22 protein-coding genes are annotated in these 21004 nt (G+C 69.4%); 18 read left to right on the plus strand and 4 right to left on the minus strand.

From position 1 onward, the window contains the following. The first annotated feature begins 8 nt into the window (after positions 1 to 8). The 9 genes from A6I89_RS06855 to A6I89_RS06890 all read left to right on the plus strand — a co-directional run bounded on the left by A6I89_RS06855 (position 9) and on the right by A6I89_RS06890 (position 9284). The gene (locus tag A6I89_RS06855) at positions 9 to 776 is read left to right on the plus strand and encodes a crotonase/enoyl-CoA hydratase family protein (RefSeq protein ID WP_022594520.1); all 768 of its coding nucleotides are present in this window, start codon (positions 9 to 11) and stop codon (positions 774 to 776) included. Between the two features lie 17 nt (positions 777 to 793). Next, positions 794 to 2065, plus strand: coding sequence for a hypothetical protein (locus tag A6I89_RS06860; RefSeq protein WP_022594518.1), 1272 nt, complete (start codon positions 794 to 796; stop codon positions 2063 to 2065). An 86-nt stretch (positions 2066 to 2151) separates the two neighbouring features. Next, positions 2152 to 2667 carry a hypothetical protein gene (locus tag A6I89_RS06865; protein ID WP_005514863.1) on the plus strand — a complete coding sequence of 172 codons (516 nt, stop codon included), beginning with the start codon at positions 2152 to 2154 and terminating at the stop codon, positions 2665 to 2667. A gap of 41 nt (positions 2668 to 2708) precedes the next feature. Continuing rightward, positions 2709 to 3554, plus strand: coding sequence for a DUF4097 family beta strand repeat-containing protein (locus tag A6I89_RS06870; protein ID WP_022594517.1), 846 nt, complete (start codon positions 2709 to 2711; stop codon positions 3552 to 3554). A 32-nt stretch (positions 3555 to 3586) separates the two neighbouring features. Continuing rightward, a complete protein-coding gene (locus tag A6I89_RS06875; protein WP_044990599.1) occupies positions 3587 to 4549 on the plus strand; it encodes a daunorubicin resistance protein DrrA family ABC transporter ATP-binding protein in 963 nt (320 codons plus the stop codon). Next, a complete protein-coding gene (locus A6I89_RS06880) occupies positions 4546 to 5337 on the plus strand; it encodes an ABC transporter permease (protein ID WP_022594515.1) in 792 nt (263 codons plus the stop codon). The genes A6I89_RS06875 and A6I89_RS06880 overlap by 4 nt, the downstream gene beginning before the upstream one ends. Positions 5338 to 5387: 50 nt before the next feature. Then, the gene (locus A6I89_RS06885; RefSeq protein WP_022594514.1) at positions 5388 to 6839 is read left to right on the plus strand and encodes a dihydrolipoyl dehydrogenase family protein; all 1452 of its coding nucleotides are present in this window, start codon (positions 5388 to 5390) and stop codon (positions 6837 to 6839) included. Positions 6840 to 6991: 152 nt separating this feature from the next. Continuing rightward, positions 6992 to 7138 carry a hypothetical protein gene (locus A6I89_RS24590; protein WP_005514868.1) on the plus strand — a complete coding sequence of 49 codons (147 nt, stop codon included), beginning with the start codon at positions 6992 to 6994 and terminating at the stop codon, positions 7136 to 7138. A gap of 337 nt (positions 7139 to 7475) precedes the next feature. Further along, a complete protein-coding gene (locus A6I89_RS06890) occupies positions 7476 to 9284 on the plus strand; it encodes an alkyl/aryl-sulfatase (protein WP_022594512.1) in 1809 nt (602 codons plus the stop codon). On the opposite strand, the gene A6I89_RS06895 is transcribed toward A6I89_RS06890, so the two are convergent. Then, the gene (locus A6I89_RS06895) at positions 9240 to 9920 is read right to left on the minus strand and encodes a class I SAM-dependent methyltransferase (protein ID WP_044990598.1); all 681 of its coding nucleotides are present in this window, start codon (positions 9918 to 9920) and stop codon (positions 9240 to 9242) included. The genes A6I89_RS06890 and A6I89_RS06895 overlap by 45 nt on opposite strands. Positions 9921 to 10035: 115 nt before the next feature. Between A6I89_RS06895 and A6I89_RS06900 the strand changes: the two genes are divergently transcribed. From A6I89_RS06900 to casG, 3 genes are all read left to right on the plus strand, one after another. Next, complete coding sequence (locus tag A6I89_RS06900; protein WP_022594508.1) at positions 10036 to 10632, plus strand: hypothetical protein; 597 nt, start codon at positions 10036 to 10038, stop codon at positions 10630 to 10632. Between the two features lie 5 nt (positions 10633 to 10637). Further along, positions 10638 to 11273 (plus strand): RES family NAD+ phosphorylase, encoded by a 636-nt coding sequence (locus tag A6I89_RS06905; RefSeq protein ID WP_022594506.1) that lies wholly within the window; start codon positions 10638 to 10640, stop codon positions 11271 to 11273. A 191-nt stretch (positions 11274 to 11464) separates the two neighbouring features. Beyond that, a complete protein-coding gene (casG, locus tag A6I89_RS06910; protein WP_005514873.1) occupies positions 11465 to 13123 on the plus strand; it encodes a steroid-24-oyl-CoA synthetase in 1659 nt (552 codons plus the stop codon). Positions 13124 to 13236: 113 nt separating this feature from the next. Here casG and A6I89_RS06915 read toward each other — a convergent pair whose 3' ends face one another. Further along, complete coding sequence (locus tag A6I89_RS06915; RefSeq protein ID WP_013415152.1) at positions 13237 to 13641, minus strand: DUF4259 domain-containing protein; 405 nt, start codon at positions 13639 to 13641, stop codon at positions 13237 to 13239. Positions 13642 to 13751: 110 nt separating this feature from the next. Here A6I89_RS06915 and A6I89_RS06920 point away from each other — a divergent pair, with 110 nt between their 5' ends. Genes A6I89_RS06920 through A6I89_RS06935 form a run of 4 tightly spaced genes read left to right on the plus strand, consistent with a single transcriptional unit; the run spans position 13752 to position 17926 of the window. Next, positions 13752 to 14357 (plus strand): hypothetical protein, encoded by a 606-nt coding sequence (locus A6I89_RS06920; RefSeq protein ID WP_022594505.1) that lies wholly within the window; start codon positions 13752 to 13754, stop codon positions 14355 to 14357. A 56-nt stretch (positions 14358 to 14413) separates the two neighbouring features. Next, positions 14414 to 15955 (plus strand): carboxylesterase/lipase family protein, encoded by a 1542-nt coding sequence (locus A6I89_RS06925; RefSeq protein ID WP_044990596.1) that lies wholly within the window; start codon positions 14414 to 14416, stop codon positions 15953 to 15955. After that, positions 15952 to 17427 carry a carboxylesterase/lipase family protein gene (locus tag A6I89_RS06930; RefSeq protein ID WP_022594503.1) on the plus strand — a complete coding sequence of 492 codons (1476 nt, stop codon included), beginning with the start codon at positions 15952 to 15954 and terminating at the stop codon, positions 17425 to 17427. Before A6I89_RS06925 ends, A6I89_RS06930 begins: the two co-directional genes overlap by 4 nt. 58 nt (positions 17428 to 17485) lie before the next feature. Then, a complete protein-coding gene (locus A6I89_RS06935) occupies positions 17486 to 17926 on the plus strand; it encodes a GtrA family protein (protein WP_013415148.1) in 441 nt (146 codons plus the stop codon). On the opposite strand, the gene A6I89_RS06940 is transcribed toward A6I89_RS06935, so the two are convergent. Together A6I89_RS06940 and cobF are read right to left on the minus strand one after the other, a co-directional pair. Next, positions 17909 to 18775 (minus strand): Fpg/Nei family DNA glycosylase, encoded by an 867-nt coding sequence (locus A6I89_RS06940; RefSeq protein WP_022594502.1) that lies wholly within the window; start codon positions 18773 to 18775, stop codon positions 17909 to 17911. The genes A6I89_RS06935 and A6I89_RS06940 overlap by 18 nt on opposite strands. A gap of 76 nt (positions 18776 to 18851) precedes the next feature. After that, positions 18852 to 19592 (minus strand): precorrin-6A synthase (deacetylating), encoded by a 741-nt coding sequence (gene cobF / locus A6I89_RS06945; protein ID WP_022594501.1) that lies wholly within the window; start codon positions 19590 to 19592, stop codon positions 18852 to 18854. Between the two features lie 123 nt (positions 19593 to 19715). On the opposite strand from cobF, the gene A6I89_RS06950 reads away from it, so the two are divergent. Together A6I89_RS06950 and A6I89_RS06955 are read left to right on the plus strand one after the other, a co-directional pair. Continuing rightward, a complete protein-coding gene (locus A6I89_RS06950) occupies positions 19716 to 20474 on the plus strand; it encodes a thymidylate synthase (RefSeq protein WP_022594499.1) in 759 nt (252 codons plus the stop codon). Beyond that, positions 20474 to 20956 (plus strand): dihydrofolate reductase, encoded by a 483-nt coding sequence (locus A6I89_RS06955; RefSeq protein WP_022594497.1) that lies wholly within the window; start codon positions 20474 to 20476, stop codon positions 20954 to 20956. The genes A6I89_RS06950 and A6I89_RS06955 overlap by 1 nt, the downstream gene beginning before the upstream one ends. Positions 20957 to 21004 lie beyond the last annotated feature (48 nt).

The following is a 21004-nucleotide window of genomic DNA, read 5'->3' on the forward strand; positions in this document are numbered from 1 at the left end:
GTCGCATCATGCCGGTACGCAGCGAGAAGGCCGGGCCCGTCACCACGATCGTGTTGTCCCGGCCCGAGGTTCGCAACGCCGTGGACGGCCCCACCGCCGCGGCTCTCGCGTCCGCCTTCAGGGAGTTCGACGACGATCCGGACGCCGCGGTGGCGGTGCTGTGGGGCGAGGGCGGCACGTTCTGCGCAGGGGCCGATCTCAAGGCTCTCGGAACCGAACGGTCCAACCACGTCACCCCGGACGGCGACGGCCCGATGGGGCCCACCCGCATGCGCCTGTCCAAGCCGGTGATCGCGGCTGTGTCCGGTCACGCGGTGGCGGGCGGCCTCGAACTGGCGTTGTGGGCCGACCTGCGAATCGCCGAAGCCGACAGCGTCTTCGGCGTCTTCTGTCGACGCTGGGGCGTGCCACTGATCGACGGCGGCACCGTACGGTTGCCGCGGATCGTCGGGGCGGGGCGGGCGATGGACCTCGTGCTCACCGGGCGCGCCGTGGATGCCGAGGAGGCCCTGACGATCGGTCTGGTGAACCGGGTGGTACCGCCCGGTCAGGCCCGCGTCGCCGCGGAGGAGCTGGCAGCCGAGCTGGCGACGTTCCCGCAGACCTGTCTGCGGGAGGACCGCATGTCGCTACTCGAGCAGGAGGGCATGTCCGAGGAGGACGCCCTCGCCACCGAGTTCCGGCACGGCATGGTGGCGGTCACGGTCGACGCGCTCTCCGGCGCCGCCCGCTTCACGGCCGGCGAGGGTCGGCACGGGAGCTTCGGCGGGGACTGACGGTAACGTCCGGTCTCATGGACCGGCTGACCATGGTGGACGAGATCTTCCTACGCAGGCACCACGGTTACGGCTTGCCGATCGTGATGCAGGGCGTGTGGCGCACCGCCGACGCGGTGGACGTCCGGGCGCTCGAAGCGGTGCACGCGGCGCTTTCCCGCGGCGCTCTCGGCCGCCGAGTGGTCCGCCCCCGGGTACCGGGGGCCCGCATGCGCTGGGAGGCGAGCACCGCCACCCATCCGCTGCGCTACGAGACGTACCCGGTGGACGACGTGGTGGCGTGGGCGGACGCGTGCGCCGACGTCGACGTCGATCCCGAGCACGGCCCCGCGTGGGCGCTCGCCGCGGCGCCCACCGCCGACGGCGGAACTGCGATCTCGTTGGTGTGCTCCCACGTGGTCGCCGACGCGCGCGGACTCGTGTCGGCGGCGGCCACCGCGCTCACCGGCGGATCCCCGCCTCCGGCCCCCGCCCGGACGTCCGATGTGGGCGACGCGCTGCGCACCGTGGGCTCCGTGCTCGCCGACGGCGCGACTGCCTCCCTCGGTCTGCTGTTCAGCGCGGACAGGCGCCGCGAACTGCGCGAGTTCCGTGAGGTCGCGGCCGCCGACCGTCGGCCCGGCGGCGCACACCTCACCACCGGAACGTCGACCGCGATAGTCGACGTCGACGCCGCGGCGTGGGACGCGTCCGCCGCGGCGGACGGCGGGACTGCGAACAGCCTGTTCATCGCGCTCGTCACCGCGATCGCCGACGCGGCCGGCGTCCCGATGCCGTTGCACGTCAGTGTGCCGGTCGACACCCGCAATTCCGACGCCGTCGACAACGCGATGGTCATCACCGAAGTCGTTGTGCGCCCCACTGATTCGCTGTCCGATATCCGCCGGCTGAGCAGAGCGGCGTTCGCTCGGCCACCGATGGGCGCTCCGTCGGGCTTTCCCGAGGAGATCACGCAGATCCTGCCCGACCGCATCGCGAACAGGCTGACCGTCGGGGCCGGGGAGCGCGACGCACTGTGCTCGAACATCGGCCGGTTGCCCGGCTCCTTGGCATCGCTGGGCCCCTATCGCACCACCGGCGTCGCGACCCGCGCGGTGCATCCGGGACTGTCCCGGCACCGACCGGCGTCGACGACCACGCGCCTCTCGGGCTACCTCTGCTCACACGGCAAGACGTACACGTTGTCGCTGGTGGGAGTGGATCCGCAGCACTTCGGAGATTCCGACCGACTCCGTGAACTGGCCATCGCCGAACTCGGAAAGCGAGGACTCACGGCGCGCTCCTGGTGACAGATGGCACCACTTTGCGCCGTCTTGGCACCATCAATTTCATGAAACCCATTTACATGGCACCACAGTGATGCCATAGTGGTGCCATGAACTTGGATCCGTACGTCAGCGCCCTTCAGCACGACCTCGCAGTCGCTGCCGAGGCCGCGGGCCCCGACGCTCGCGCCCTCGCGGAGCGACTGACCGCTCCGCTCGACTCGGCGGTGCGTCTGGCACTGCTCGACGCACTGTCCGCGGCGGCCGGTGAGATCACCCGCGACCTCGCGCCCGGCTCGGTCGATCTCCGACTGCGGGGTCGGGAGCCGAGCTTCGTCGTCACTCCGCCGCCCGGTGAACCCGCCGACGACACCGGGGAAACGGCCGGCACGGAACCCCCGCCCCGGGGCCCCGACGTCGACGAGGGCCCGATGACTCGAATCAACCTCCGGTTGCCGCAGGAGCTCAAGGACCGCGTCGAGGACGCTGCCCGCGTCGCCGGAATGTCGGTCAACGCGTGGCTCGTCCGCTCGGCCGCGGCAGGGCTCGAGGACGGCGGCGGCGCACGTCGTCCCGAGCGTCGCGCCACCACGGGCGGCGACCGCTTCACCGGCTGGGTCCACTGAGCACGCGACAGCGCCGCCCCCATCACACAACGAGGATCACGATGCCCACTTTCAGCACCCCCGAACCGATCTCGGCCGCGATCTCGCTCGTGGTCGGCGACGTCGCCGTCACCGCCTCCGACCGGGACGACACGGTCGTGGAGGTCCACCCCAGCGATCCACACCGCGAACAGGACGTGCGCGCGGCCGAACAGACGCGCGTCGAGTTCGCCGCCGGACGACTGGTCGTCAAGGCACCCCGGCCCCGCGTGCTCGGCGTCTGGGGCAAGGTCGGGTCGATCGACATCACCGTCGACCTGCCGACCGACTCGGCGGTGGAGTCCGACGCCTCCGTCGGCGGCTTCCGCTCCACCGGCCGACTCGGTAACTGCCGACTGAAGTCCGCGACCGGCGACATCCGCCTCGACGGCACCGGCGATCTGATCGTGCACACGGGCGCCGGCGCCATCTCGGTCGAATCCGTCGGCGGCGCCGCCGATCTGTCGACCGGTTCGGGCCGGATCGAGGTCGCCCACATCGGCGGAAACGCTCTGGTCGAGAACTCCAACGGCCACAACAGGATCGGCTCGGTCGCCGGGAATCTACGGGTCAAGACCGCGAACGGCGACGTCGTCGTCGGTAGCGCCGGGGGCGACGTAGATGCGGCGACTGCGAACGGCGAGGTCCGGATCGGCGAGGTGACCCGCGGCGTCGTGTCGCTGCGCACCGGCAATGGTGCGGTCGAGGCCGGAATCCGCGAAGGCACCGCCGCGCGCGTCGACGCGCACACCTCGTTCGGCAAGGTCCACAACCTTCTCACCGAGGCCTCCGGCCCCTCAGCGACCGAGGAACGGGTCGAACTGCGGGCCCGGACGAGTTTCGGGGACATCACCGTTCGCCGCCCCTGACCGGGCGCGGACCACAACTCGAAGGCGGAAATATGACATCCACGGTCTCCACAGCATCAGCAGTTCGAGTTCGATCACTTCGGAAGTCCTTCGGGGACAAGGTGGTACTCGACGGCATCGATCTCGACATCGCCGAGGGCACCATCTTCTCCCTGCTCGGCCCCAACGGTGCCGGCAAGACGACGGTCGTGAACATCTTGTCCACGCTGGTCCGGCCCGACGCCGGTGAGGTGTGGGTCGCGGGCCACGACCTGAGCCGCCACCCCGACGCGATCAGGTCCGCGATCGGTGTCACCGGCCAGTTCTCGGCGGTGGACGGTCTTCTGACCGGCGCCGAGAACCTCGCGCTCATGGCGGATCTCCACCACCTCGATCGGCGCAGCGAGCGCCACCGCACCGCCGAACTGCTCGAGCGGTTCGATCTCACCGAGGCGGCGTCGAAGCCGGCCGCGAGCTACTCGGGTGGCATGCGGCGCCGACTCGATCTCGCGATGACGCTCGTCGGACGTCCGCGCATCATCTTCCTGGACGAGCCGACGACCGGACTGGACCCGCGCAGTCGCAGGACCATGTGGGACATCGTGCGCGAACTCGTCGCGGACGGCGTCACGATCTTCCTCACCACCCAGTACCTCGAGGAGGCCGACCAGTTGGCCGATCGCATCGCGCTGCTGGACCAGGGCCGATTGGTCGCCGACGGCACGCCGGCCGATCTCAAGCAACTCGTACCTGGCGGACATGTCCGCCTGCGCTTCGCCGACGTCGACGAACTCCGTTCGGCTGCACACTCTCTCGCCGGGTCCGCTCCCGACGACGAGACCCTGACGCTGCAGGTGCCGGGAGACGGCAGCATCCCGTCGCTGCGGTCGATTCTCGACCGACTGGACGCCGAGGCCATCGAGGTCGCCGACCTCTCGATCCACACTCCCGACCTCGACGACGTGTTCTTCGCCCTCACCGCCCGATCCGACTCCCCTACGGAGGTATCGCGATGACCACTCTCTCCTACGCCGTGACCGATTCCGCCACGATGTTGCGGCGCAATCTGCGGCACATGATCCGGTACCCGTCGATGACGGTGATGCTGATCGGGATGCCCGTCGTGCTCCTGCTGCTGTTCGTCTACGTCTTCGGCGGCACTCTCGGTGCAGGACTGGGCGACCCGGGCGGCGGGCGTGGGGCATACGTGGACTACGTGACGCCCGGCATCCTGTTGATGACCGTAGCGAGTTCCGCTCAGGGAACGGCGATCTCGGTCGCGACGGACATGACGGAGGGAATCATCGCCCGGTTCCGGACCATGTCGATCTCCCGCGCCTCGGTACTCACCGGGCACGTCGTCGGCAGCCTGCTCCAGACGATGCTCAGCCTGGCGGTGGTGACCGGCGTCGCCGTCCTCGTCGGATTCCGGCCCACTGCGACCGCGGCCGAGTGGATCGCCGCCTTCGGCCTGCTCGCGGCCTTCACACTGGCGATCACGTGGCTGTCCGTGGCGCTGGGACTGGTCTCGCGGAGCGTCGAGACGGCGAGCAATCTGCCGATGTTCCTCATCCTGCTGCCCTTCCTGGGCAGCGGTTTCGTACCCACCGACTCGATGCCCACCGCGGTGCGCTGGTTCGCCGAGTACCAACCGTTCAGCCCGGTCATCGAGACGCTGCGCGGCCTGCTCCTGGGCACGCCGATCGACGCGAACGGTGCGCTCGCTGCGGCGTGGATCGTCGGGATCGGCCTGTTCGGGTACGTCTGGGCGAACCGCCTGTTCGAGCGGCGCTCTCCCCGCTGACGCCGACCGGAAGTAGCGCGAAACCGTTCTCCCCGGCCTACCGTGGGTCCATGGCTCCCGAAGATTTCGACGTCATCGTCATCGGAGGCGGACCGGCCGGGGAGAACGCCGCGGCCTACGCCATCGCCGGAAGCGACCGCACCGCGGCACTCGTCGAACACGAGTTGGTGGGCGGCGAATGCTCGTACTGGGCGTGTATGCCGTCGAAGGCACTGCTCAGACCCGTCGAGGTGCTCGGCACCGCCCGGCACATGCCGGGAGTGGAGGAGAAGGTCAACGCGTACGGCCTCGACACCGAGGCCGTACTCGCACGACGGGACGGGTTCACCCACAATCTCGACGACTCGTCGCAGGTGTTGTGGGCGGATTCGGTCGGCATCGACGTGATCCGCGGCACCGCACGCATCACCGGGGTACGGGAGGTGACGGTGGGCGACCGCGTGCTGCGGGCCCGCCACGCGGTGGTTCTCGCGACCGGCACCAGGGCGAGTGTGCCGGATCTACCGGGTCTGCGGGACGCACTTCCGTGGACTTCGCGGGACGCCACCAACGTCCGCGAGGTGCCCGCGCGCCTCGCGGTCGTCGGTGGCGGCGTGGTGGCGTGTGAGGCTGCCACGTGGATGCACGAACTCGGCGCCGATGAGGTGACGCTCCTGGTCCGCGGCTCGGCGTTGCTCGAACGGACCGAGCCGTTCGCGGGTGAACTCGTCGCCGAGAAGCTGCGCAAGCACGGTGTGAACGTGCGCTTCGGCACCTCGCTGCAGACCGCGTCCCGCCCGGGCGCCGCCGACACCGGAGTGGGCCGCATCCACGGCGGCCCGGTCACCCTCACGGTCAGCGGTGACGGTTCCGATTCGGAGTTGACCGTCGACGAGCTACTCGTGGCGACGGGTCGGACACCTGCGACCACCGGGCTCGGCCTGGATCTGTTCGGACTCCCCGACCACGGCTACGTCGGTGTCGACGACCATCTCACCGTCACCGGGGTGGACGGTGAGTGGCTGTACGCCGTCGGCGACGTCAACGGCCGGGCGCTGCTCACCCACATGGGCAAGTACCAGGCCCGGGTGTGCGGCGACGTCATCGCCGCCCGTGCCGAGGGCCGGCCACTGGACGGTCCCCGCTTCGTCGCGTCGGCCGACCACGGCCAGGTGCCGCAAGTGGTGTTCACGACCCCCGAGGTCGCAGCCGTCGGACGCACCGAAAGTCAAGCCCGTGCAGACGGATTGGATACCGAAGTGGTCACCGTCGACATCGATGTCGCGGGTGCCGCACTGTCTCGCGACGACTACTCCGGGCGGGCGTCGCTGGTGATCGACCGTGCGACCGACACGGTCGTCGGCGCGACGTTCGTCGGCTCGGGTGTCGCGGAACTGGTGCACGCCGCTACCGTCGCCGTCGTCGGCAAGGTGCCACTCGAGAGCCTCTGGCACGCGGTCCCGTCGTACCCGACGGTGAGCGAGGTGTGGCTACGGCTGCTCGAGGCCCGGCGCGATCGATAGACCCGGACGGGGACGCGGGAGCATCGAACCCGGCACCTACGCACGCACACCCAGGTATGGGAACGGGTAATTGTCCGGTCGTGCATTCGCACCCGACGTACAAAGCTTCGATTGTCCGGATCGAACCATCTTCGTCAGCTAGGGAGGAAACCATGAGCAGACAGCCCGCCAGGGTCCTCGCTCTCGCCCGCTTCCGGTGTCGACTCGCCCTGATGGGACGCAGGGAGCGTGCGTGCTGGATGTCGCTGTCGCGGCCGCAGGACGAGCGTTTGCTCGATTGCGACAGCTTCGCGTTGTAGTCGGGGCCGGTGTCGCGGCGGTTTCGGCATGGGGCAGAATCGCCGCTCAGCCACGATCACGCGAAGGAGTAACCATGGGTTCCTTATCCGAGTTCACGCCCGCGGAGAACATTGCCGGCTTCGTCAGCTGGGCTTTCGGAAGTCTCGTCCTCCTCGGCCTCGCGGGTGTACTGAAGTCCGCGAGCTGACCGGCGCCCGGAACCTGCTCGCCGGATCCCACCCACTGCTTCGGGCATCATCGGATCGTCCTGATCTCACCCCTTTCGGATGAGACACAGGGGACCCGTGCGTGCGCAGAATGCCTGAAGCACTTGGCTTCGGCGAGCGAGGAGTTCCGATGGCGCCAGATTTTTCCGACCGATCCGACTTCGACGATGCGGAGCGTGGGTTCGTAGCAACCCTCGAGCCGTTGAAGATCACCGACGCCGAGGGGCGGATCGTGTTCGATCTGTCGGGGTACGAATTCCTCGACGGGGACTGTCCCGACACCGTGGACCCGGGCTTGTTCCGCCAGAGTCGCCTCTGCGTCAAGAACGGTCTTTTCGAAGTGGTGGAGGGGATATATCAGATCCGCGGCTTCGATCTGTCGAACATGACCCTGGTCGAAGGCGACACCGGTGTCATCGTGATCGATCCGCTCGTCAGCGTCGAGTGCGCCGCCGCAGGTTTGGCTCTCTACCGCAAGCATCGCGGCGAGCGCCCGGTTACCGGTGTCATCTACACCCATTCCCACGGGGACCACTTCGGCGGTGTGCTCGGCGTCCTTCCCGACGGTGCCGGCGACGTGCCGATCCTGGCTCCGGCCGGATTCATGGCCGAGGCCGTCTCGGAAAACGTCTATGCCGGTATCGCAATGAACCGGCGCGGCAACTACATGTACGGCGTGACCTTGCCGGTGGGGCCGCAGGGCCATGTCGGTGCCGGGCTGGGCCTGCAGGGTTCGACCGGTCAGGTCAGCCTGCTCGCGCCGACACTCGACGTGACCTACACCGGCCAGACCGAAACTCTCGACGGCGTCCCGATCGTCTTCCAGATCACTCCGGGTACCGAGGCGCCCTCGGAGATGAACTTCCACTTCCCGCGCCATCGCGCGCTGTGTATGGCCGAGAACGCCACTCACACCCTGCACAATCTGCTGACGTTGCGCGGCGCGCAGGTACGCGATCCCCGGATGTGGTCCCACTATCTCGACGAGGCAATCGAGCTCTTCGCCGACGCATCGGATGTGGTCTTCGCCTCCCACCACTGGCCCACCTGGGGCACGGACAATCTCGTCCGGTTCGTGTCCCAGCAACGTGATCTCTACATCTATCTGCACGATCAGACGGTGCGGAGGATGAACCAGGGCATGACCGGTGTCGAGATCGCCGAAGAGATGACCCTTCCTCCCGCGCTCGAGGAGGCCTGGCATGCGCGCGGATATTACGGCTCGGTCAGCCACAACGTCAAAGCCATCTACCAGCGCTATCTCGGCTGGTTCGACGGCCACCCCAGCTCCCTGTGGCAACACCCACCCACAGCGCTTGCCCATCGCTACGTTCAGGTCATCGGCGGCATCGACGCGGTGGTCGAGCACGGCCGACGATTCTCCGACGAGGGAGACCTGCGCTTCGCTGCCGAACTGCTCAAACACGCCGTGTTCGCCGATCCCGACCACGCGCCCGCGCGAGAAGCTCTGGCCGAGGTCTACACGCGGCTGGGACACGGCTCGGAGAATGCCACGTGGCGGGGGTTCTATCTCACCGGGGCGAAGGAACTTCGCGAAGGAATCACCGCCCCCGAGCTCGACCTCGGCGGTGGCATGGCGGCCGCACTCAGTGTCGAACAACTCTTCGACACTCTCGCCATCCGTGTCGACGGTCTCCGAGCGGCCGGCGAATCGCTGTGCATCGACTGGCATTTCACCGAGCCGGACCTCACGATACGGACCATGCTGTCCAACGGCGCACTCATCCGCACCCGCGACCCGCGCAGCGTCGCAACGAAGGTGGATCTGTCACTGACACTGACCAAATCACAACTGCTCGGCCTGCTCGCCGGCGGTGACCTGGACGCCGTCACCACCGACGGCGACGAGACGGCGCTGCGGCGGCTGTTCGGCTTACTCGACGAACCTTCTCCGGCCTTCGCCATCGTCACCCCGTGAGCGGGGCGCACTCCGCCGCCGCGCGACGATCGCACCGTGCGGGCGCTGCCCACTCGAGGTCCGCGTGTGCGTCTCGATCACCTCGAAACCGGCCACGACCAGCTCCCGTTCGAGATCGGCTGTCGGCCATCGATAAGCCGTCGTGGCGGCATGGTCGAAGGGCTCCACTGCCGGCCCTTCGAAGAACCCCACCAGCAGTCCTCCGCCCGGCCGGATCACGCGCGCAAACTCGGTGAGAGGGATCCGGACGTCCTGCGGCCGGTGGTGGATCAGCGAATACCAGGCGAGGATTCCACCGAGCGATTCGTCGGCGGCGTCCAGTGTTTCGAAGCTGCCGTGGGCGAACGAGAGGTGTGGATACCGCGTCCGTGCGCGGCGGACGAACTCCGGAACGAGGTCGATGCCTGCGGCCGCCGATCCGCACCCGGTCAGGAAGTCCGTCCACTGCCCCGGCCCGCAACCTGCATCGAGCACGGGACCGCTGAGCGTCTGGGCCCAGTTGCCCACGAGGGCCCGATCGGACGGGTGGGTCGACGTCATCGAGCCGAAGAGGTCGATGTACTCCCGCGACCGGGCCGAGTAGGCCGTTCGGACGATGTCGCCCACGGCGTCCGCCTTCTCCATGCCCCCGATCATGCCGTGGCGACGAGCACACCGGTGGCACGACCCACCCCGGCACGAGGGCCGTGAACCGAGCCTGGCTGACACGATCGGTACGCGGTACACTTGTGGCACATTTGGAGGTGCGACCATGCTCGTCGACCGAGACCGTGCCCGCGACACGATCCACGCATTGTCGGATCAAGACCTGCTGGAACTGCTGTCCGAGGAGTTCTCCCGGCGCCCCAACCTGCGCCCGGTGCGCGACGACGTCACCGCACTGCTGGCGATGGGGCCGGCACTGGCGCTGCAACACGAACGTGCCGTGGCCAATCCCGCCGCCGCGGCCGTCGCCCGCACCCGCATCGCGTCCTCCGCATTGCGCTCGCTCGTGGAGGAGCACGAGATGCTCGACTCCACTGCCGTCAGCCGCGCACTGGGCAGGGCCGCCACCAGCCGCAATACCGCGAGCCGCCTCGCGTCGTCCGGCAGCGTCATCGCGCTCCCCGCAGCCGGGCACAAGCTCTTCCCCGCCTTCCAATTCGACACCGAGCGACGTGAGGTGCGCCCGATCGTCGCCGAGATCAACCGCATCATCGGCGCCAAGGAAGATCCGTGGGGCGCAGCTTCGTGGTGGCTGAACCCGACGGCCTTCGCCGACGATCCCCGCTCCCCCGCCGACCTCGCCGTCGCCGGCGGACACGACCAGGATCTACGGGACATGTCCGGCGACCTCGTCGCCGACTGACCCCCGTGTACCCCGACCCACCGGCCGCGCTGCCGGCCGCCCTGATCACGACGGTGCCCGCCGACACGTCGGCGTGGCGGATCCACAGCGCCACTCGCGGCGCCGCCGACCTCAACCCGACGCCGAGACCGCGCGTGCGCACCGGGGGCCGCTTCGACAGCCTCGACGGCTCGTACGCGTATCTCTACGTCGGCGACAGCCCGGCGGCGGCAGTAGCGGAAACGCTGTGCCGCAACCTTCCGGTCGACCTGTCCCCCAGGCTGATTCCGCGCATCCAGGTCCGCGGCCGGGTGCTGAGTGAGCTGCGTACGACCCGGCCGGTGCGCGTCGCAGACCTGACCGGCACCAGCGCGGCGCGACTCAACGCCGATGTGTGGCTCACCAAGTGCGACCCCTCCGGCTATCTCGCCACGCGTCGCTGGGCCGCCGCCGTCCTCGCCGCGAACCCGGACATCGACGGTCTGCAGTACCGGCCACGCCACGACGAGAACAATCTCGCGTGGATGCTCGCCGCCGGCCCCACCGTCACCGCGCACCCCGCGGTGTCCGCGGTGGGAGGCGTGGTCCCACTCGATTCGGCCGACGGGCACTATCTCCTCGGGGCACTGCCCACGGCTCACAACGCCGCCCTCGCACCCTGATCCGGCCGGCGGCGGCCCGCGGCACCGGGTTTTCCGCGCACTGATCGACCCGGGCGCCACCCGATCGGCAGTCCTGGTCGAGGACGCGCCCGATTCCGACTCCACTCACCGAGACCTCCCTTGACAGGAAATCGGACACCCTCGACTATGACGCACGTCACTCGAGAGTCGTTCGTCGAAAGGATCCATCCGTGACCCAGTCTGTCGACCCCCAGGCCTACATCGCATCGGTCATGGCCGGGCTGACCGGCCCGGGTGGCCGTTTCGAATTCGTCCAGGAGGACGTCCTCGGCACGACCATGCCGGTGATGAAGAACCGCGACAAGGCGCTGGGCGACGTCCTCGCCGCGTCCGCCGCCTACGGCGACCGCGACTACCTGGTCACCGAGGACCGGCGGATCAGTTACGCCGACCATCTGCGTGACGTCGCCGCACTCGCGACCGCACTGCGCGACCGGTACGGCGTCGGCAAGGGCGACCGGGTCGGCATTCTCGCCGCCAATACCCCCGAGTGGGTCGAATCGTTCTGGGCCGCGCAGGCGCTCGGCGCGATCGCGGTCGGATTCAACGCGTGGTGGGTGCCCCGCGAGATCGAGTACGGCGTGGAGCACACCCGCCCGTCCGTGCTGATCGTCGACGCCAAGCGCGCTGCCCTGCTCGACGACCTCGACCTCGACGTCCCGGTCCTGACGATGGAGGACGACCTGCCCCGTCTCGTCAAGGAGTTCGCCGGTGCAGAGCTTCCGACAACCACTGTCGCCGAAGACGATCCGGCGGTGATCCTCTACACGTCCGGCACCAGTGGGCGGCCGAAGGGTGCGGTGCACTCGCAGCGGAACCTGCTGGCCGTCATCGACTACCACCGCTACAGCGACGCCCTCCTGGCAGCGTTCTCGGGCGCGGCGCCGAGCGACGGCCCCAGCGACCTCCGGTACCTGCTCACCTCGCCGCTGTTCCACATCGCGAGCCTCCACAACCTCGTCGTGCCACGACTGGCGACCGGCAGCGCGGTGGTGCTCTACCAGGGCTCGTTCGACGCCGACCGCGTGCTGCGGCTCATCGAGCGGGAGAAGGTCACCAACTGGGGCGCGGTCCCGACGATGGCCGGGCGCCTGCTCGAGCACGAGGATGTCTCGCGCTACGACACGTCGTCGCTCACCGCGTTCGCGCTCGCGTCGGCGCCGTCGTCCCCCGGCTTCCAGCAGCGCCTGCGCGAAAAGTTGCCGTTCGCGACCAACGCACTCGTCGACAGCTACGGGCTCACCGAATGCAGCACCGCGATCTCGGTCGCGACCCCGATGGACCTGCAGGCCTTCCCGGGTACCCTGGGCCGCCCGATCCTCGGCGTCAGCGTCGAGGTGCGCGACCCGTTCGGCGATCCGGTCCCCGACGGCACCGAGGGCGAGATCTGTGTGCGCAGCCCGTACGTGATGCTCGGCTACTGGGAGAACGACGCCGCGACGTCCGACGCGATCCGCAAGGACCGCTGGCTGCACACCGGCGACTTCGGCGTCATCGAGAACGGCATGGTCCGGCTCACCGGCCGCCGCTCCGACCTGATCCTGCGCGGCGGCGAGAACGTGTACCCGGTGGAGATCGAGCAGTGCCTCGACGAGCATCCGGACGTCGCCGAGTGCGCGGTGATCGGCGTCGACCACCCCGACCTCGGACAGGAGGTTGCCGCGGTGGTCGTGCTGCGACCGGGCGCCACGGTCACCGAGGACGAACTCCGGGAGTTCGCGGCCGAGCGCCTCTCCTACTTCAAGGTGCCCACGCGCTGGCGCCTCTCCGGGGAACCGCTGCCGCGCAACGCGACCGGCAAGACCATGCGCAAGCAGATCGTCATCTGAGCACGACACGCAATGGCGAACCGAAACTGACCGATCCGCCGAGGCCCTGGGCACTCGGCGGACCGGGCAGTTCCTCCGGGCCCGCTGAGCGGCGGGCCGCGAGCTGCCGGGGGTCAGCCCAGTGCTCGGAGGCTCTCCAGCCTGCGCGCGACCGGGGCACGCCACTCCTCGAGATCCTCGGGGCCGTTCTCGGCCCACAGCTCGTGCAGCTCCGAGGTGTCGCTGTCCGCGATCGCACGTTCGAGTGTGGTGAGGATCCACGCGTGTTGTTCGGGTGTCAGCGACGCGCAGAAAGCCGCCGCGTCGATCCCGTCGAGATGTGGGGACGCCGACTCGATTCCGCGGCCCACCGCCACGATCTCCGCGTAAGCGATCGCCGCCTGCGCGTCGTCCGCCTCGAGGTACTCCTCGTCGACGTGACTCGTGAAGTCGTCGATGACGAAGTCACCAGCTCGCAGCCCGGCGAGCAGATCACCCGCTCCGTCGTTCTCGAACGGTCCCGAACCCCATGTCCCCATACCGGATTCCTCCTAGCTACCGATGCTTGCTCGCGTGCCGAGCATAAGGTTGGGCACCGACAGCCGCCAGGCCTTCGACACCTCGCCGCGTGCGATGAAATGCTGTCACCATGGCCTACAAGGGATCTCGCACCAAGACGACGGCGATCTGGCTGTCACCCGAGGACGAGGTGCGCGTCGGCCGCGCAATCGCGGATGCGGCACCCCGCGCCGCCTGGCTCTGCAGCCCGCCGGGCCCGGCCGGACTACACCCGGTTCACCTGCACCGAAATCTCGAGCAGGCATTCGAGTGTGGGCCCGTTCAGGCGTTTCTGCTGATGCCCTTCGCAGCGGCGCCGCCCGGCGACGTCGAGCCGGACGCGGACGTCGAGATCACCCCGGCGCTGACGGGGCGGGCGCTCGTCCAACTCCTGCGTTCCCGGCACGTGGACGACGAGTGGAGTCGGTCCGGCGAGCATGGGAAGGCCTTTTCGTCCGGGCGGCTCGCGGTGCGCTGGTCCGAGTCCGAGGTGGGTCCGGACGAGCATCGGCTCCTGTCGGAGCAGACCGACATCGTGTGGGCGGCGATGCGCTGGGCCACGCGTCCGGCGAGGCTGCTCGGGCCGGACGGTCGCGTCTCCACCGCTGGACGCATCGGGCAGGCAGCGTACGACATGGTCACGACGACCGGGATCCCGCTGACCCGTGGCGGGCCGGAGCGCTGCGCACTCGCCTGACGACACCGCTCGCGACCCGCCCGGCCGCGGCGTCCCGCCGCCGTATAGTCGCGAACATGAGGCCGAGTCTCGACGTGACCACCTCCGACGGCGTCGTCCGGGGGCTGCGGATGGGCGATCTGTCGACCTGGCGCGGGATTCCGTTCGCTGCTGCGCCGGTGGGGCCGCTGCGGCTGCGGGCACCGCACCCGGTGCAGCCCTGGGCCGGGGTCCGCGATGCCACCGAGTTCGGCAACGCCGCCCCCCAGTCCCGAATGGGCACGACGCTGCGACCGGGCAAGTACCAGCCGATCTCCGAGGACTGCCTGACGCTCAACATCGTCGCGCCCGCCGCACCGAGTGCGGAGCTCCGGCCGGTGATGGTGTTCGTGCACGGCGGCGCGTTCGTTCTCGGCACCACCGCGATGGGCATCTACCGGGGCGACCGCCTGGCGCGCCGCGGCGATGTCGTCTACGTGTCGCTGAACTATCGCCTGGGCGCCCTCGGCTATCTCGACTTCACCGAGTTCTCGACTCCCGAGCGTCCCATCGACGCCAACCTCGGTCTCCGCGACCAGGTCGCCGCGCTGCAGTGGATCCAACGCAACATCGCGGCGTTCGGCGGTGACCCGGACAACGTCACGCTGTTCGGGGAGTCCGCGGGCGGCACTTCGGTGACGACCCTGCTGGCGACCCCCGCGGCGCGGGGCCTGTTCGCCCGCGCGATCTCCCAGAGTTCCGCGCCCGTCCTGGTGGGCGACGCCACTCGCGCGCGGACGTGGGCCCGGCAGTTCCTGCCGCTGCTCGGCTGCGACGACCCGGCCGACGCGACCCGTGCTCTCGACGCGGCCACCCCAGCCGAACTCGGCAAGGCGGCCGGACGATTGGGTGCGAAAGTGCTCGCGGAGACACCCGGGCTGCACCCGTTCGGGCCCGTCGTGGACGGCGACTTCCTGCCCGTCGCCCCGTTGCAGGCGTTCACCGACGGCACCGCGCATCCCGTGCCGTTGATCATCGGCACCAACGCCCGCGAGGGCACTTTGTTCCCCAAGGTGATGGACGGTCTGCCCACCGACGCGGCCCGCATCGACGCGATGTTCGCCCTCACCGATCCCGCCGCCCGCGATCGTGTGGTCGCCGCGTACCTCGGCTATCCGGGAGTGGCCGCGGCGATCGACCTCGGCGGCGACCTCACGTTCTGGAAGCCGTCGGTCGACATCGCCGACGCGCATTCGGCGCACGCCCCCACCTACAGCTACCGGTTCGACTACGCGCCGCGTCTGCTGCATCGCCTCGGCCTCGGTGCCACGCACGCGTTCGAGTTGTTCGCGGTGTTCGGCTACGGCGAGTCCGCGGCCGGTCGGGCGCTGACGGCCTACGGTGGTCGACGCGGACTGCGGACGGTCACCGATCGGGTCCAGGAGAACTGGATCTCGTTCGCCCGGGGCGGTGTTCCGGAGCCGTGGTGGCCCCGGTACGACGCCGAGAACCGGCGCACCCTGATATTCGACGTCCCCACCCGCGTAGAGCGGGACCCCAATCGGGACCGGCGCCTCGCCTGGTCCGGTTACCGCGGCTATCTCGGCGAGGGCACGGCCGAAGCCGAACGGCTTTCGTGAGCGACGACCACGCGGCTGTCACGTATGCGGACGGAACCGTCCGCGGCAGGCGCCTCGCGGATCTGTTGTCGTGGCGTGGAATCCCTTACGCCGCACCCCCGGTCGGACCACTGCGGCTGCGCGCGCCCCGACCGGTCTCGCCGTGGGCGGGCGTTCGCGATGCCCTCTCGTTCGGCCCGCCGGCCCCCCAGCGGCGTCGCCGTGGCAGCGAGGACTGCCTCACACTCAACGTCCTCCGGCAGGCCGAACCGAGCGCCGACCCACGCCCCGTCATGGTCTACATCCACGGCGGGGCACACACGGCCGGGACGTCCGCGGCACCGATGTACAGCGGGGCGTCCCTCGTCCGCCGCGGCGACGTCGTGTTCGTCTCGCTCGGCTACCGGCTCGGAGCGCTCGGCTACCTCGACTTCCGCGAGTTCTCCACACCGGAACACACTTTCGATGTCAATCTCGGCCTGCGTGACCAGATCGCCGCGCTCGAATGGGTGCAGCGGAACATCGCGGCCTTCGGCGGGGACCCGTCGAACGTGACACTGTTCGGCGAGTCGGCGGGAGCGGACGCCGTCGTCACCCTGATGTGCACGCCGGCGGCGCGGGGCCTGTTCGCCCGCGCGATCGCGCAGAGCCCGCCGCCCGCAACGTCCAACGGCACCGAACTGGCAGGGCTGTGGGCGCGGGAGTTCCTGGACCTGGCGGGCGTGTCACGGGCGGACGCGGCCCACTACCTGACGACGGCGTCGCCCGAAGCACTCGTCCGGACCGCCGCGACGCTCAGCGCGCGAGGCGCCGACGAGGTTCCCGGTGTCCGCCCGTTCGCGCCCGTCGCCGACGGCGCAGTGCTGCCCGACCATCCCCTCGACGCGTTCGAGGCGGGTACCGAACACCGGGTCCCCCTGATCATCGGTACCAACGCCCAGGAGGGGCGCATCTTTCCGCGGATGCTCGACATCCTGCCGACCGACCGCACCCGGATCGAGAAGATGTTCGAGGGCACCGACCCGGCGATCGCGGCGCGCGTGACGGCCGCCTACCCCGGCTATCCGCGGCGGTGGGCGGCCGCCGACCTCGGCGGGGACGTCGTGTTCTGGGAGCCGTCGCTGCGCTGCGCACACGCGCACACCCGGCACACGGAGACCTACATGTACCGGTACGACTTCGCGCCGCGCCTGTCGCACCTGGCCGGTCTGGGTGCGACGCACGCGACGGAACTGTTCGCGGTCTTCGGCCGGCGAGGAGTGGGCGTCGGAACGCTGACCGCGCTGGGCGGGCGCAAAGGACTGCGCGCGGTCACCGAAACGATGCAGCGCCACTGGCTCGAGTTCGCCCACTCCGGCCGCCCGCTGGACTCGTGGCCGCGGTACTCGTCCGAGCACCGCGATACCTTGATCATCGACGAGGTCTGTCGGGTGGAGTGCGACCCGGCGCGCCGCCGCCGGGAGGCATGGCTCGGATACCGGCACCGTCACTAGATCTCGAATGGGTTACCGTTGCGAGTTGCAACCAAATCTCAGGCTTTGGGAGACCTCGATGGCGATGCGCGAACTGCGTCTGGGCGGTGACGGCTGGGCCGCGCAGCTCACTCGGTTCGCACTCGTCGGCGGATCGAGCAACGTCCTGTACGCGCTGTCGTTCGTCGTCCTCGACGCCTACGGAACGTTCCTGGCGAACGCCGTGGGCGTCGCGACCAGCACGGTGCTCGCCAACGAATTGCACCGCCGCCGCACCTTCCGTGCCGCCGACCGGGTGCCGTGGTTCGCCGCTCAATGGGAAGGCGGCGCGCTCGCGCTGCTCGGCCTCGTGATCAGCTCGCTCGTGCTGGCCGCGCTGCACTTCTTCCTTCCCGACGCCACCGATCTCGTGTCGATCGCGCTCGTGATCGCGGTGAGTGGAGTGGTCGGAGGGCTGCGATTCGTGGCGCTGCGCGGCTGGGTGTTCGGCCGCCGGGACCCGCTACTTCAACAGCCGTGACATCCGCCGGTCGGCGAGGATCCTGCCACCGGTCTGGCACGTCGGGCAGTACTGGAACGACCGCTCGGCGTACGCCACCTCCCGCACCGTGTCGCCGCACACCGGGCACGGCATCCCGGTCCGCGCGTGCACCGTCATCCCGGCGCGCTTCTCGCCCTTGAGCCGGGCCGCCTCCTGCCCCACCGAACGTTCGACGGCGTCGGACAGCTCCGCGCGCATCGCGTCGTACAACCGGTCCACCTCGTCGGGCGCCAGCTTCGACGTCGTCGCGAACGGGGACAGCCGGGCCGCGTGCAGGATCTCGTCGGAGTAGGCGTTGCCGATTCCGGCCAGCAGCGACTGGTCCACGAGCGCCGTCTTGATCCGGGACGTGGTGCCGGCGAGGATCTCGCCGAACTGTGGGCGGGTCACCTCGAGCGCGTCCGGCCCGAGTCGCGCGATTCCCGGGACGAGCAGCGGGTCCGTCACCACCCACACCGCGAGCCGCTTCTTGGTGCCGGCCTCGGTGAGGTCGAAGGCGGGGGTCTCGCCGTCGGGGGTGAAGAAGTGCACGCGCACCGCCAGCGGCCCCTTGCCGGGTTTCGGCGGCGCCGAACCGGGGTTGTCGATCCAGCGCAGCCAGCCGCCGCGGGACAGGTGCGCGATGAGCCACAGCCCGTCGCAGTCCAGCGCGAGGTGCTTGCCGAACCGGTCCGCCCCGGTGACGTTGCGGCCCTGCAGCGAGGTGATCGGCGGATCGAACGTCTTGAGCACACTCAACGCGGCCACGTCGACGCGTCCCACGACAGCACCCACGGCATGGTCGCGCAGGAACTGGGCCAGGGCCTCCACCTCGGGCAGTTCGGGCATGGGGCCAGCGTAAGGCGGCTCCGCCGCCCGTGCGCCTTTTCGGTAGCTCCGACCACCGAAAAGACGCACGGGCGCGTCAGCGCCTGATCAGATAGATGTCCATGATCCAGCCCTTGCGCTCCCGCAGTTCGGCGCGGACGCGGACGATCTCGTCCTCGACCTCGCGGAGCTTGCCGGAGATCAGCACCTCGTCCGGCAATCCCAGGTACGCGCCCCACCAGATCTCGGCATCCTCGTCCGGGACGTGGGTGAAGCTGCATTCCGCGTCGAGCATCACGACGGCCGTGCCGACGCCGTCCGGTAGGCCGTCGCGCAGCTTCCTGCCGGTGGTGACGTGCAGCGGCTCGCCGATCCGGTTGAGCACGATCCGGTGCTGCGCGGCGAGCGCCTGGATGCTCGTGACGCCGGGGATCACCGTGTAGTCGAACGCGACGTTGCCGCGGGCCAGGACGCGCTCGACGATGCGCAGTGTGCTGTCGTACAGCGACGGGTCACCCCACACGAGGATCGCGCCGACACCGTCCTCGGCCGCGAACTTCTCCTCGAACACCTGGGCCCGGCGGTCGTGCCAGTCGTCGACGACACCGGTGTAGTCGGACGGCGTCCGGTCCCGCGGCGGGTCGAGGATGTCGACGATCCGGTACTCGCGGTCCATGTGCTCGGCGAGGATGCTGGTCCGCAGGTCCACCAGTTCCTGCTTCTCGTCGCCCTTGCCGATGACGAAGAACACGTCGGCCCGGTTCATCGCCTTGACGGCCTGGATCGTCACCTGGTCGGGGTCGCCGGCGCCGATGCCGATCACGAGAAGCTCACGCATGGGCGCAGGCTATCGCCCGTGCGCCTTTCCGGTAGCACCCACCACCGGAAAGGCGCACGGGTGGCGCAGCCGCCTAGACTGACCCCCGTGCACTCCCCCTACGAAGATCTCCTGCGCCTGGTCATGGACACCGGAACTGCCAAGGCGGACCGCACCGGAACCGGGACGCGCAGCGTCTTCGGGCATCAGATGCGCTGGGATCTCGCCGAGGGGTTCCCGCTGATCACCACCAAGAAGGTGCACCTCAAGTCCATCGTCTACGAGCTGCTGTGGTTCCTGCGCGGCGAGTCGAACGTCAAGTGGCTGCAGGAGCACGGCGTCACCATCTGGGACGAGTGGGCGGACGCGGACGGCGAGCTGGGCCCGGTGTACGGCGTGCAGTGGCGGTCGTGGCCGACGCCGTCGGGCGAGCACATCGACCAGATCACCAAGGTCGTCGAGACGCTGAAGACCAATCCGGACTCGCGGCGGATCATCGTCTCGGCGTGGAACGTGGCCGACCTCGACGCCATGGCGCTGCAGCCGTGCCACGCGTTCTTCCAGTTCTACGTCGCCGACGGCAAGCTCAGCTGCCAGCTGTACCAGCGCAGCGCGGACCTGTTCCTCGGTGTGCCGTTCAACATCGCGAGCTACGCGCTGCTCACCCACATGGTGGCGCAGCAGGCCGACCTCGAGGTGGGCGACTTCATCTGGACCGGTGGCGACTGCCACATCTACGACAACCACGTCGACCAGGTCACCGAGCAGCTCTCCCGGGAGCCGCTCCCCTATCCGACGCTGAAGCTGAACAAGCGCGACTCGATCTTCGACTACACCTTCGAGGACGTCGAGATCGTCGACTACCGGCACCATCCGGCGATCAAGGCACCGGTGGCCGTCTGATGATCGGCCTGATCTGGGCCCAGACGACGTCGGGCGTGATCGGACGCGACAACACGATCCCGTGGCGGGTCCCGGAGGACATGGCCCGGTTCAAGGACACGACCATGGGTCATCCCGTGGTGATGGGCCGGTTGACGTGGGAATCGCTGCCCCCGAAGTTCCGTCCGCTGGCCGGCCGCACCAACATCGTCGTCACCCGCCAGGACGGATGGAGTGCCGACGGCGCCCGGACCGCACACGGGATCGAACAGGCGCTCGAGGTCGCCGGCGACACCGCCTGGGTGATGGGCGGCAGCCAGATCTACACAGCAGCAATGCCGTTCGCGGACCTGCTGTCGGTGACCGAGATCGACGCCGACATCGAGGGCGATGCCTTCGCCCCGACGATCGGGAACGAGTGGGTGATCGGGGACGAGGGCGACTGGCACATCTCCGAGAAGTCCGGGCTGCGCTACCGGTTCCTGACATACGTGCGGGGCTGACCGGACCGGGACGGTGGCCGAACCGTTAGGTCGATGTCCGGACCATTC

This window comes from Prescottella equi, from assembly GCF_002094305.1.
In the GTDB taxonomy this organism is placed as follows: Bacteria; Actinomycetota; Actinomycetes; order Mycobacteriales; family Mycobacteriaceae; genus Prescottella; species Prescottella equi.